Below are 14195 nucleotides of genomic sequence, written 5' to 3'. Positions count from 1 at the left end.
ATGTTTAAGAAAACAAAAATTCGATTAACGATTATAAATTCAGTAGTATTTATCTTGATAATTGGTATCCTTTCTTTAATTATCTATTCATATACAAATAATCGATTATATAAAGAAGTTGATCAATCACTTTTATGGAATATTAATCGTATACAAAATAGTGATAATCCGACTCGTTTTCCGATTAATAATCGAGATCCTCGTGTGTTGATGATCATGTGGGATGAAAATAAAAAATTAGTAAATCCCATGCCAGGTATGAATGCAATTATTTTACAAGATGAACTTAAATATCCTACAAAAATAAACGAAATATATAATGATAAAATCGGTGATATGAATTATCGAACGATCTCAATTCAAGGTGAGACAAATCGAGGGAAAATTACACTACAAATATTACGTAATATCGACTCGGAAAAGGATTTAGTTGATACATTATTAATCATACTAATTGTTGGTTGGGTTTTGGGAAGTGCATTATCAGTTGTAGCAGGTTATATTTTGGCTGGACGTGCACTCGTACCAATTACAAACGCGTGGCAAAAACAACAAGAGTTCGTATCAGATGCTTCTCATGAAATTCGAACGCCTTTAACCGTAATTCAATCACGTTTGGAATTATTGCTTAGAGAGCCAGGCGCAACAATCGAAGAAAAGGCACAAGACTTTTCAATTATGTTAAAAGAGAATAGGCGCCTTTCCAAACTAGTAGCAAGCTTATTAACCTTGGCTAGATCAGATTCAGGACAAATACAATTAAATAAAAAAATATTCTCATTAAATGAATTGTTGGAAGAAGTTGTTTCACACTTCACTGAAATCATTTCATTTCAAAGTAAAGAAATATTTTTGTCTATTAAAGATACGTATTTTTATTTTGGTGATCAAGAAAGAATTCATCAATTACTTGTGATTTTAATCGATAATGCAATGAAATTTACAAACGAAAATGATACGATTCAAATTAGTTGTGAACAAGTGAAAAATAATTTTCTTATAAAGGTGATCGATAGTGGAGTGGGTATAAAAGAAGAAAGCCTTCCCCGAATATTTGACCGTTTTTTCCAGGAAGATGTCTCACGTACATCCAAAAATGGAATTGGACTTGGATTATCAATTGCAAAATGGATTGTTGAAGAACACGGCGGGAAAATTAAAGTTCAAAGTATAAAAGGAGAAGGTACAAGTTTTGAAGTATCATTACCAATTATGTCCTCTTCAAAAAACAGCTAAATTCCAAGTCATCGTAGTTAATTAAGAAAGTAATTTGGTGATTTCCCCAAGAAAATAAAGTATATTTCCGACATTATTTCCTAAGAAATAACAATATATTAAAAAAGCCGAAAGAATTTAATGAAGAATTTTATATGAAGTGAGAAAATCTACTGAACTAAGTAGATTTTTTTTATGGAAGAATAATTAAAGGATTTCCGATAAAGTACTTTTGGTATGAAAGGAATCATTGATTATTGAATAGAATATGTATTTAAAAGATTAAATGTAATATTCTGGAGTTTTTTATATAATTAGTTGTGTCTTATATGAGTAAACGATGTTTTAACAAATGGTGTTTACAAAAAGCAACGTTATTCTTTCATAGATATTAATTCTTTGATTTAGTTCCTGTTTTTCTGACATTAAAGAGTGGAAATCAACACTCATCTTTAAATAGATACTAAGTCGCATTTTTAAATTACACCTACATAAAATGATAGTAAGGAGGTCATTTGAAATGGAAAAATATATTTTATCACTTGACCAAGGGACGACTAGCTCAAGAGCAATTTTGTTTGATAAAAAAGGTAAGATTGTACATACAGCTCAAAAAGAGTTTACTCAATATTTTCCAAAGCCAGGTTGGGTAGAGCATAATGCAAATGAGATTTGGGGTTCGGTACTTGCGGTCATTGCAACGTGCCTTGCGGAATCAAATATTCGTCATGATCAAATTAGTGGAATTGGGATTACTAACCAACGTGAAACGACTGTCGTTTGGGATAAACATACAGGGGCTCCAATCTATCATGCAATCGTTTGGCAATCAAGACAAACAGCTGAAATTTGTGAGGAACTGAAAAAGAACGGTTATGATTCAATAGTTCGCGAAAAAACAGGATTATTAATTGATGCCTATTTTTCGGGTACGAAAGTAAAATGGATTCTTGATCAGATTGATGGTGCTAGAGAAAAGGCTGAGGCAGGAGATTTATTATTTGGAACGATTGATACTTGGCTAGTGTGGAAGCTTTCTGGTGGTAGGGCACATGTTACGGATTATTCAAATGCTTCTAGAACGATGATGTATAATATTCATGAATTAAAATGGGATAAAGATTTATTGAAAATGTTAGATGTTCCAGAGTGTATGCTTCCAAGTGTCCGTCCTTCTTCAGAAGTATATGCTAATACTGTAAGTTATCATTTTTTTGGTAGTGAGATTCCGATTGCTGGCATAGCTGGTGACCAGCAAGCAGCTTTATTTGGTCAGGCTTGCTTTGAAAAGGGAATGGCTAAAAACACGTATGGAACTGGTTGCTTCATGCTTATGAATACAGGAAATCATGCTGTTAAGTCAAATCATGGTTTATTGACTACAATTGCATGGGGAATAGACGGAAAAGTTGAATATGCTCTTGAAGGGAGTATATTTGTAGCGGGTTCTGCTATACAGTGGTTACGTGATGGTTTAAGAATGATTAAAAATGCTGCAGATAGTGAGAAATATGCAACTAGGGTAACTTCATCTGAGGGAGTTTATGTTGTACCTGCTTTTGTAGGATTAGGTACACCTTACTGGGATAGTGAAGTCCGTGGCGCAGTATTTGGTTTAACGAGAGGTACATCTAAAGAACATTTTATCCGTGCTACATTAGAAGCTCTTGCATATCAATCAAAAGATGTGCTTACTGCTATGGAGGCGGATTCAACTATTTCTTTAAAAACGTTACGAGTAGACGGGGGAGCAGTAAGGAATAATTTCTTAATGCAATTTCAAAGTGATATTTTGAATGTACCTGTCGAGCGACCTGTTATAAATGAAACAACAGCTTTAGGTGCGGCTTACTTGGCTGGCTTAGCAGTTGGATTTTGGAAAAACCAAGAAGAAATAGCTGGGCAATGGCAAATGGATCAATGCTTTGAGCAGCAAATGACAACTGAATTAAGTAATGAATTATATTCAGGCTGGAAAAAAGCAGTTAATGCAGCTTTAGCATTTAAATAAGTTACACACTTAATTTCAAAATTCTAGGACCTTTCTACGTGCATCTGTTATTGTAGCGGTCCTTTTTTAATTTTAGATTGCTTTCTTTTATGGCAGCTTTTTAAAACAACTAGAAAATTTGTTGAAGTGAGGTTTTACAATGAAAGAACAATTTTCGGGTTTAAATAGAAAAAAGATTAAGAAAGCATTAGCTGAAAAAGAGTTCGATTTATTAGTAATTGGTGGAGGAATAACAGGTTGTGGTATTGCACTTGATGCTACTACTAGAGGGATGAGTACTGCCCTAGTTGAGATGCAGGATTTTGCATCAGGTACATCCAGTCGTTCTACTAAATTAGTTCATGGTGGTTTGAGATACTTAAAACAGTATGAATTTAAAATGGTAGCAGAGGTTGGTAAAGAGCGAGCAATTGTTTATGAAAATGGACCACATGTAACTACACCTGAATGGATGTTACTGCCTATTTATAAAGGTGGAACTTTTGGTAAGTTTACTACTTCTCTTGGCCTTAGATTATATGATTACTTAGCCGGTGTGAAAAAAGATGAACGAAGGAAGATTTTAAATCGAAAAGAAACAATTGAAAAGGAGCCTCTAGTTAAAAAGGAGGGACTTAAAGCAGGAGGATATTATGTTGAATATCGAACGGATGATGCGCGCCTTACAATCGAAGTCATAAAAAAAGCAGTTGAACATGGAGCACAGGCAATCAATTATGTAGAAGTGACTGATTTCATCTATGAAAATAATAGAATAGTAGGCGCAAAAGCAATCGATATAATCGCGAAAGTACCTTTTACAATTCGCGCCAAGAGGATTGTTAATGCAACCGGACCGTGGGTTGATCAGCTTAGGGAAATGGAACGATTAGAAAGTGATAAAAATCTTAGACTAACTAAAGGGGTTCATTTAGTTATTGATCATAAAAAGTTTCCATTAAATCAGTCTGTTTATTTTGATACGATAGACGGTCGGATGGTCTTTGCAATTCCGAGAGATGGAAAGACTTATGTTGGTACAACGGATACATTTTTTGATCGGGATACCGCTAATCCAAAAGTAAGTAATGAAGATAGGGAATATATTTTAAATTGCGTTAAGTATATGTTTCCAACAATAAAACTAGAAGATACTGACGTTGAATCGAGCTGGGCTGGCATTCGTCCTTTAATTTTTGAAGAAGGTAAAGATCCTTCTGAAATTTCAAGAAAAGATGAAATTTGGGAATCATCTTCTGGGCTAATTTCAATAGCCGGAGGAAAGTTAACAGGTTATCGTAAAATGGCGGAGACAATTGTAGACCTTATTTTAAAAGATAATGACAATAGATTTAGAGAATGTCTGACTAAAAATTTACCAATTTCGGGTGGAGATGTTGGGGGATCAAAAGGATTTAATTATTTTAAAAAACGATTTTCTTCTGTTGGTATCGCAATTGGATTAAGTGAAGCGGAGTATAAAAGATTAAGTAGAGTATATGGATCGAATATAGAGCATTTAATGAATATATCATTTAGTGATTTGAAAAATGATACTAATCTACCACTATCATTATTTTTACAACTGGAATATGGCATTCAAAACGAAATGATTGTTAAACCAGTCGATTTTTTTATTAGGAGAACTGGATTTTTATATTTTCATATTGATCTAGTTAATGAGTATAAAGACGAAGTGATTCGTTATATGGCGAATAGATTAAGTTGGAGCAAATACCAAATCGTAGAATACCGTTTGGAATTGGAAGAGCAAATAAAAGTCGCTGTTACTGTTTATAATGAATGATTTTAAAACAAGTAATAAGAGCAGTAAGGCCGCCTTACGATTCTTAAGTAAAAATAGCATAAATAAGGAAACCCAGACTGACCAAGAGCGAACGTTGATCAACAGTCTGGGTATTCTTATTTTTTAGATATGAATTTATTATCCGTAATCCAAAACCTCCATGGATAGTCCCGTGCTTCACCAGTGTTTTCAATCCCAATCCTAGGACCACTACTAATATGTTCTGGTTTAATTCCTTCCTTGATGTAAACGGGTGGCAGCCAAATCGGTTTTCCATAAGACTCCATCGTAATATTCAATGCCTTTGTAAGCTTACCTGGCCCATTCGTTAAATTAGAAATCGGCTGATTTTTTCTAAATTCGATCATTTTTTCAATCCCGTTCACAGGTTCTAGTGCTCTAATTAATACTGCCTGTGGTAGGCCAATTTTCTCACAAACAATATTAATTAAAGTATGGGTATGCATTTGATAAGTGTAGATGTAACCTTCCTCATGAAACATGATTTCCGTTCGTTTCGTACGTCGATTTTGAAAACTATGTGCAGCGCGATCTTCTGGCCCCATATATGCTTCGGTCTCTACAATTATTCCGGAAAGTTCCATTTCATCAGTATTATGAACTAATATATGACCTAAAAGGTCCTTTGCTACTTGTATAGATGGTTTTAAAAAGAAATCTTGTTTTAATGTCGAATTCATAAATAACTCCTCGGAAATTGTTTTATAAATAGAGAAAATGTATTAATTTGTCATGTTAATAAGGCTATTTACCTATTCCTATTATTATAAATATATTAAAATTAGATTAAATATATTAAGGTAATTATTAGAAATTATTCATAATTGCTCATTGTACAATCCCCTTCAAGCTTGTACTATTGACTTATTGTTAGAAGATTCTGAAAAGGGGTGTAGATTTATGGCAAGACCATCTTACTGGAAGGTATTATCGAGTGTCTCACTAGCTACAGCATTAAGTATGTCCATTTTTTCAACTGGAGTTACTTCAAAAGCAGCAATTCCTACTGAAAGTGAAAGTAAGCAATTAGTAGAAAGTCCTTATTTAGATTTAAACGTAGTGGATGAAGAAAGATTAGAAAAAGCTTTAAGAGACAGAGGCGAGATCAAAGAATCTGATAGCGCTGAAGTCGCTAAAGAAAAAGTACAAGCATACATAAAAGAAAAACAAGGTGAATATAAAGAGAAAGTTCAAGCACAGTCTCAGTCGGAAATTGCTGATAAACAAAGAGCAACATTAGAAAAACGTAAAGCTCAACTTTTATCACAATTAAATAAAGGCCACGAAAACTATAAAAAAGGCAAACCAACTGGTGTAGTAAAAGTTGATTCTGCAAAACAAGCTGGCTATAACGGTGGAGTACGTGAAGATAAAGTATTAGTAATCTTAACTGAATTTGCTGATTTCAAACATAACAATATTGATAAACAAGATGGGTATATGTACACTGATGATTTTAGTAAAAAACATTACGAAGACATGCTTTTCGGAGATAAAGAATTTACTCTAAATGATGGTTCAAAAGTAAAAACATTTAAACAATTTTATGAAGAACAATCTGGTGGAAGCTATACTGTAAAAGGTACAGTTACAGACTGGTTAACGGTTAGTGGAAAAGCAGCTGAATATGGTGATGATAGTCCTTCTGGTGGACATGATAATTTAAACCCAAAAGGTCCTCGTGATTTAGTTAAAGAATCATTACGTGCTGCAATTGATTCAGGCATAAACTTAGCTGATTTTGATAATTTAGATATTTATGATCTTGATGGTGATGGCAACATTAATGAGCCTGATGGATTAGTAGACCATTTAATGGTACTTCACGCTGGAACTGGACAAGAAGCTGGCGGAGGTAAGTTAGGGGATAAAGCAATCTGGTCACACCGTTGGACACTGAATGGAGTAACTTCTTTCCCAGGAACACAATCAAAGGTTCCATATTGGGGCGGATTGATGGCTGCATATGATTACACAATTGAGCCAGAAGATGGAGCAGTTGGTGTATTCGCCCACGAATTTGGTCATGATTTAGGATTACCAGATGAGTACGATACTCAGTATTCAGGTAATGGTGAGCCAATTGCTTCTTGGTCAGTTATGAGTGGTGGTAGTTGGAACGGAGCAATCGCAGGAACGACGCCTACAAGTTTTTCACCGCAAAATAAAGAGTATTTCCAAAAAACAATTGGTGGAAACTGGGCTAATATGACAGAAGTAGATTATAAGGATATTGACGAAAAAGGTATTGCTACTTTTATTGACCAAAGTGTTACTAAATCTAATAATCCAGGTGTAGTAAAAGTTAACTTACCAAAGAAAGAAGTAAAAAGTAAAATTCAACCTCAATTTGGTGCTAAGTATTACTATAGTACAAAAGGTGATAACCTCCGTACTACGATGACTTCACCAGTATTTAATTTAACAGCAGCTACAAATGCAAGCTTCGCTGTCAAAGCAAACTATGAAGTTGAATACAATTATGACTATCTGTATGTAAATGTATTAGATGCAACAACTGGCGCTAAACTTGCAACAATTGATACGATTGGTACTAAAAATATTGCAGGTGGGCTTGATACATCTAAAGGGCTTTGGGTAGATAAAGTTTATGACTTATCTGCATACAAAGGCAAAAATGTAAAAGTTCAATTTGAATATGTTACTGATGGTGGACTATCTCCTGCAGGATTTGCTTTCGACGAAGCAAAATTAACTGTTGACGGTACAGTTAAATTTACTGATGGTGCTGAAGGAACTCCAGCATTTACATTAGACAAAGCAACTGTATCTAATGGAACTGAATTTAAAAATCACTACTACTACCTAGAGTGGAGAAACTACGCTGGCTCTGATAAAGCATTAGAGTATGCTCGCGGAGTTAAGTATAATACTGGTTTAGTAGTTTGGTATGGTGATGATAGCTACACAGATAACTGGACAGGTGTTCACCCAGGTGAAGGTTTCTTAGGTGTTGTAGATGCTCACCCAGAAGCTATGGTTGGTACATTAAATGGTAAACCATCAGTATCACAAAGTACTCGTTACCAAGTAGCTGACGCAGCTTTCAGTTACGACAAATCTCCTGAATTCTACTTTAACTCACCATCTCGTGGGATCTTTGATTATGCTGGACTACCTGGTGTAACAGAGTTTGATGATTCGCATAGTTACCAAAATACTTTAATTCCAGATGCAGGAAGAAAAGTACCTAACTACGGATTAAAATTCCAAGTTATTGGGGAAGCAAAAGATAATTCAGCTGGTGCTGTTTGGATTCATAAATAAGTTTAAAGAATACGAGTCTGATATACTATCAGGCTCGTATTTTTTTTGTTTTAGACTGCCTGAAAAATGAGTTGTAATCTTATTTACTCATGAACCTGTCATGAGTAAGTAAATTTCATATTTTAGCAATTATAGTTACTCATAAACTTGCCTAAAGGCTCGCCAATCAGCGAGTTATTTTATCGTGGTTTTTATGAACAAAATGGTTTTAATGGACTTTACGTCTTTAACGTTCATAAAAACTTTTTTCAGAATTATTAAATTATAATACTTGTATTAGAAAGCGTTTCCAAAAAGGGAGGAACTATAGGTGAAATTTAAAAAGACTAGTTTGTTCGTAATGACTTCTTTAATCGCGGTAAGTCTTGCGGCTTGTAAAAGTAGTAGTGTATCGACGGGAGGCAATAGCTCATCTTATCCTAATAAGGCAATTTCGGTTGTAGCACCATCTGGAGCAGGTGGCGGATGGGATTTAACGGCAAGATCGTTCACTAAAGTATTAAGTGAAACAAAACTTGTTAAAGAACCTATGACGGTAGAAAATAAGCCAGGCGGTGGCGGTACAGTATTCATGGCTGAATATGCTACACAAGATAAGGCCAATAATGAAAAATTATTCGTAAACTCACCACCAATTATTATTAACAATTTGAAAAAAGAGGGAAATAGCCCGTATGGCTATAAAAATAGTACACCTTTAGCTCAGCTAACAAAGGATTATGGAGCAATCGTTGTAAAAGCTGATTCTAAGTATAAAGATTTAAAATCACTCTTAGAAGATATTAAAAGGAATCCAAAGAATATTACTTTAGCTGGGGGATCTGCACCTGGTTCTATGGATCATTTAATCGGAATTTTACCGGCTTATAAATTTGGTATTGATCCTACGAAAATTAAGTATGTTTCCTATGATGGTGGTTCAGAGGCAATAACAGCATTATTAGGGAATAACGCGGATGTCATTTCGACTGATGTCTCTAGTACGCTTGAGTTTGTTAAATCAGGTAAAGTTAAAGTTTTAGCGGTAACATCACCTGAACGTTTACAAGGAGATGTATTGTCTAAGTTTCCAACAGCTAAAGAGCAAGGAATAGATGCCGAGTTTATCATTTGGCGTGGGGTTTTTGGACCAGAGAAAATGTCTAAGGATGCATACTCATATTGGGAAAAAACAATTTCAAAATTAGTTGAGACAGACGTATGGAAAGAAGAAGTAGAAAAGCAAGGCTGGCAGCCGGAATATAAAGATGGTAAAGAATTTAATTCGTTCTTATCAGAACAAGAAACACAAGTTCAAGATTTATTAAAAGCATTAGGAATGAATAAATAGTTGAAATAAAGAAGGGGAAAAACACTCCTTCTTTTCCATTACTGAACATAAAGAGGTGAGATACATGAATAAAAAGTTTGATCGATTAGCAGCTATCATATTTCTTATTACAGGTATAACTTTTATTATCGAAAGTCGAAATATAGCTGCCACTGCTTATGGAAGTGTAGTTGGCCCGAACGTTTTTCCATTTATACTTGGCTGTGCGCTGTCCCTATTAAGCTGTAGGTTATTTTATGAAACATTTTCTTATAAGGGAAAAGAAAAAGAAACAGTTCAATATAATTATAAGCAATTTTTTATCATCCTAGCTTCAGCTATTCTTTATGCACTTTTACTTGAGAAAATCGGTTTTATTATTAGTTCGTTTTTATTCCTGATTGTTGCAATTCAAACAATGGAGCGTGGAAACTGGATAAAGTCACTTTCGATTTCATTAGGTTACTCTCTCATTATTTATTTTATTTTTGTCGATGTTTTAAAAGGTACGCTACCAGTTTGGTCAATTTGGTTTTAAGAAAAAAGAAGGGAGAGTTATTAACTTGAGTACTTTTCAATATTTAATGCAGGGATTTGAAACTGCATTTACATGGTACAACTTATTGTTTGCTTTTGCCGGAGTATTAATTGGTACAGCTGTAGGGGTATTACCTGGTATTGGGCCAATGAGTGGGGTCGCTTTATTAATACCTGTTACTGCTTCGGTTACTGGTTTTTTAGGACCTGAGCAAGCAGCGGGGAGTGCAATTATTTTATTAGCTGGCGTATATTATGGTGCTATGTATGGTGGTTCTACTACATCAATTTTATTAAATACTCCAGGTGAATCTTCTTCGGTAGTGACGACTTTAGATGGCTATCAAATGGCTAAAAAAGGTAGAGCGGGAAGTGCTTTGTCAATCGCAGCAATTGGTTCATTTGTGGCAGGGATTTTTACTCTTATTGCACTGATTGTATTAGCAAAACCATTATCGGCATTAGCTATTAAGTTCGGTCCAGCTGAATACTTTTCACTAATGCTTCTTGGTTTGTGTGCAGTAAGTGGACTAGCAGGAAAGTCGGTAACAAAAGCATTAATTATGACGATTTTCGGACTACTACTAGCTACAATTGGAATTGATTCGGTATCAGGAGTTTCTCGTTTTACATATGACATTCCATGGCTTTATCAAGGGTTAGAATTTTTAACAATAGCGGTAGGATTATTTGCTCTAGGGGAAGTATTTAAAACTATTATTGAAAATGAAATTGAAGATGGCGAGATGGCAAAGATTAATAATTTATTACCATCTAAAGAAGAATTAAAAGAAAGTGTAGCACCGATCGCTAGGGGATCTATATTAGGATTTTTCGTCGGTTTATTACCGGGAGCGGGTGCTATTTTAGCTTCATTTTTTGCTTATATTTTAGAAAAGAAGGTTAGTAAAACGCCAGAAAAGTTTGGAACTGGTACAATTGCTGGAGTTGCATCTCCTGAGTCAGCAAACAATGCCGCATCTGGAGGAGCGATGATTCCTTTATTAACTTTAGGGATTCCAAGTTCAGGAACAACTGCAATCTTAATGGGTGCTTTAATGATGTATAACATACAACCGGGGCCACTATTATTCGATGAACATCCTGATGTGGCATGGGGATTAATTGCGAGTATGTTTATTGGTAACGTAATGCTTATTATCTTAAACATGCCTTTAGTAAAAATATTTGCAAAGATTATTCAAACGCCGAAGAAATACTTATTGCCACTAATTGTAGCCATTTCAATATTTGGTGTTTATGCCGTTCAAGTATCTGTTAATGATTTACTTCTTTTAATAGCATGTGGTATTTTCGGATATTTCCTTTCAAAAAATGATTTTCCAATCGCACCATTAGTATTAGGAATCGTTTTAGGTCCAATGATAGAGAATAATTTAAGAAGAGCTTTGACTGTATCAAATGGTGATTATAGTATTTTCTTTACTCATCCTATTTCATTAGTATTTTTAATAATTGGTGTTCTTTGGATCCTCATTCCAATTATTATTAAATTGAGAGGTAAAGAAGTAGTTATTAATGTAGAAGCTTAAAATATTCTAACAAAACTCCTTTAATAAAAGGAGTTTTTTGATTATTATAAAAATATAAGGAGAAATTTTATGCGTTTACATTATAAGTTGATCATCTTTATTTCTGTACTCATTCTAGTTATTAGTAGTGTTTTTGAAATAGTATCTCAAGAAATGTTTCTAAAAAACCTTAAACATGAAAAGGGACTAAAGGCTTTAGCTATTTCTCAAACAGTGGCAAATATGCCAGAAGTTCGTGAATCATTTTCAGGTAAAAATCCATCGGGAATCATTCAGCCAATCGTTGAAAAGATCCGAAAGAAAGTTGGAGCGGAATTTATCGTTGTAGGAAATATAAATGAAGTACGTTATTCCCATCCAAACCCATTGCTAATTGGTCAGAAAATGGTTGGAGGAGATAATGATAAAGTATTTAAGGGACAGGAAATCGTATCAGAATCAACTGGTACACTCGGTCCTTCTTTAAGGGGAAAAGCTCCTATTTTTGATGATAATGGCAATGTAATTGGAGTTGTTTCTGTAGGCTACTTAATAAAGGATATCGATCATGAGGCAAAAGCGTTTAGTAAAAAACTAATAAAAAATAGTATTGTCATATTATTACTTGGAATAGGAGTAGCTTTTTTAATTTCATTTAATATTAAAAAATCGATCTTCGGATTGGAGCCGAAAGAAATTGGAAGGATGTACAAAGAAAAACACGCAATTTTAGAATCCATTCATGAAGGGATTATTGCGATTGATGAATACGGAGAGATTACGGTAGTAAATGAAAATGCTCATAAAGTACTTTCTATTCCTAATAATATAAAGCTTAGAGGATTAAAAATAGAAGACATATTGCATAATTCGCATCTGAAGAAAGTAGTTGAAACTGGTAAGCCAATTTATGATTTAGAGTTTTTAATCAATGAAAAAGTAATGATTATTAATTGTATACCGATTGTTGGAGTGAATTCTAAAGTTGTTGGGGCAGTAACAACCTTTAGGGAAAAATCAGAATTGAATAAATTGCTAAATGAACTATCGCAAATAAAAGCATATTCGGAAGGCCTTAGAGCACAGGCACATGAATATTCGAATAAGTTACATACAATTTTGGGCTTAATACAGCTTGAATCTTATCAGGAAGCGATTGAATTAATTTCAAAGGAATCAAATATAACCCAAAATATAATCCAGTTTATTATGGAAGAAATTTCAGACCCTGTTGTTGCAGGACTTCTATTAGGCAAAATAAGTTTAGCTAATGAGTTAAAAGTAGACTTTAACATTGACTATAATAGTAGTTTTGCAGATGTTCCAAAAGAAATAAATCGGGAAGACCTAATAACCATAATCGGAAATCTATTAAATAACGCATTCGATGCAGTATTAGAAACGAATAAATCAGAAAAGCTTGTTTCACTATTTCTTACTGATTTAGGTGAAGATTTAGTGATTGAAATTGAGGACAATGCAAACGGAATTCCTGAAGAATTAATCGATGAGATTTTTGAATATGGTATTACTTCTAAGGAGAAATCTAAAAACTCAGGGATCGGACTTCACTTAGTTCAAAGATTACTCCATAAATTAAACGGACAAATTACTTTTCATTCAAATGAACATGGGGGAACTACTTTTATTGTTGCCATTCCGAAACGCCAAAAGGAGAGTAACAGATACGATGAAAAAGAATTTAATAGAAGTGTTAATAGTTGAAGATGATAGTAGAATTGCAGAAATTCATCAACGATTTATTGAAAGAATTGAAGGGTTTAGTGTAATTGGTATTGCGACAAATTACCAAGAAGCAGTTGATTTAATTGAGATTCTAAAACCGCAGCTAGTATTACTAGATGTTTATTTTCCGGATATGAATGGCTTAGATTTTTTACAATGGATGAAGAAACATTCAATTTTGGCAGATGTTATTATGATTACAGCATCCAAAGAAATCGATTCTGTTAATAAGGCCTTACATTATGGTGTATTTGATTTTATTATTAAGCCAGTCATTTTTGATCGTTTTAAAAAGTCTCTAATTCGTTATGTAAATTATTCAAATAAAGTGCAAAGCCTACAATCAAAAAGTGCTTATCTAACTCAGGAAGAAATAGATGGTTTAATCGGAAAAAATAATTCGATAATTGGAGAGCAAAGTATATACCCTAAAGGAATTGATAAACTTACTTTAGATAAAGTGTTATTTGCGATAAAAGAAGTTCATAATGGGATGACTGCTGAGAATATAGGGCTAGAAATTGGCGTTAGTCGCACAACTGCCCGACGATATTTAGAATATCTAGTATCTGAAGGAAAAGTATTAGCCGATTTAGCGTACGGAACAATCGGAAGGCCAGAAAGAGTTTATTTAATAAAAAATTAGATTGTGTGAATTAGTAAAGTTTACTTAATGTCTATGACAAACCTAACATTTCTGTAACAGGAATTGTGAAAAATCATGATAAAAGAATCGTCTTAGCGCTTGGT

At 33.9% G+C, this 14195-nt stretch carries 10 protein-coding genes; 9 read left to right on the top strand and 1 reads right to left on the bottom strand.

What is annotated here, in order from left to right; genetic code table 11:
* The 3 genes from ACFVR2_RS18020 to ACFVR2_RS18010 all read left to right on the top strand — a co-directional run bounded on the left by ACFVR2_RS18020 (position 1) and on the right by ACFVR2_RS18010 (position 5012).
* Positions 1-1236, top strand: coding sequence for a sensor histidine kinase (locus tag ACFVR2_RS18020; protein WP_387364670.1), 1236 nt, complete (start codon positions 1-3; stop codon positions 1234-1236).
* A 499-nt stretch (positions 1237-1735) separates the two neighbouring features.
* Entirely contained in the window at positions 1736-3226 is a 1491-nt protein-coding gene (gene glpK / locus ACFVR2_RS18015; protein ID WP_387364667.1) for a glycerol kinase GlpK, read from the top strand.
* A gap of 139 nt (positions 3227-3365) precedes the next feature.
* A complete protein-coding gene (locus tag ACFVR2_RS18010; RefSeq protein WP_387364664.1) occupies positions 3366-5012 on the top strand; it encodes a glycerol-3-phosphate dehydrogenase/oxidase in 1647 nt (548 codons plus the stop codon).
* A 116-nt stretch (positions 5013-5128) separates the two neighbouring features.
* On the opposite strand, the gene ACFVR2_RS18005 is transcribed toward ACFVR2_RS18010, so the two are convergent.
* A complete protein-coding gene (locus ACFVR2_RS18005) occupies positions 5129-5713 on the bottom strand; it encodes a DNA-3-methyladenine glycosylase (RefSeq protein WP_387364661.1) in 585 nt (194 codons plus the stop codon).
* Positions 5714-5933: 220 nt separating this feature from the next.
* Between ACFVR2_RS18005 and ACFVR2_RS18000 the strand changes: the two genes are divergently transcribed.
* The 6 genes from ACFVR2_RS18000 (at position 5934) to ACFVR2_RS17975 (ending at position 14091) form a co-directional block, all read left to right on the top strand.
* Positions 5934-8321 carry an immune inhibitor A domain-containing protein gene (locus ACFVR2_RS18000; RefSeq protein ID WP_387364658.1) on the top strand — a complete coding sequence of 796 codons (2388 nt, stop codon included), beginning with the start codon at positions 5934-5936 and terminating at the stop codon, positions 8319-8321.
* A 310-nt stretch (positions 8322-8631) separates the two neighbouring features.
* Entirely contained in the window at positions 8632-9651 is a 1020-nt protein-coding gene (locus ACFVR2_RS17995; protein ID WP_387364655.1) for a Bug family tripartite tricarboxylate transporter substrate binding protein, read from the top strand.
* A 64-nt stretch (positions 9652-9715) separates the two neighbouring features.
* On the top strand, positions 9716-10168 hold the full coding sequence (locus tag ACFVR2_RS17990) for a tripartite tricarboxylate transporter TctB family protein (RefSeq protein ID WP_387364652.1): 453 nt from the start codon (positions 9716-9718) through the stop codon (positions 10166-10168).
* A gap of 46 nt (positions 10169-10214) precedes the next feature.
* Positions 10215-11720 (top strand): tripartite tricarboxylate transporter permease, encoded by a 1506-nt coding sequence (locus tag ACFVR2_RS17985; protein ID WP_387365077.1) that lies wholly within the window; start codon positions 10215-10217, stop codon positions 11718-11720.
* Between the two features lie 69 nt (positions 11721-11789).
* A complete protein-coding gene (locus tag ACFVR2_RS17980; RefSeq protein ID WP_387364649.1) occupies positions 11790-13424 on the top strand; it encodes an ATP-binding protein in 1635 nt (544 codons plus the stop codon).
* Positions 13390-14091 (top strand): response regulator, encoded by a 702-nt coding sequence (locus ACFVR2_RS17975; RefSeq protein WP_387364646.1) that lies wholly within the window; start codon positions 13390-13392, stop codon positions 14089-14091. Before ACFVR2_RS17980 ends, ACFVR2_RS17975 begins: the two co-directional genes overlap by 35 nt.
* Positions 14092-14195: the final 104 nt, after the last annotated feature.

The organism is Gottfriedia sp. NPDC057991, assembly GCF_042886615.1.
In the GTDB taxonomy this organism is placed as follows: domain Bacteria; phylum Bacillota; class Bacilli; order Bacillales; family Bacillaceae_G; genus Gottfriedia.
This window is presented reverse-complemented; position numbering and strand designations above follow the sequence as displayed.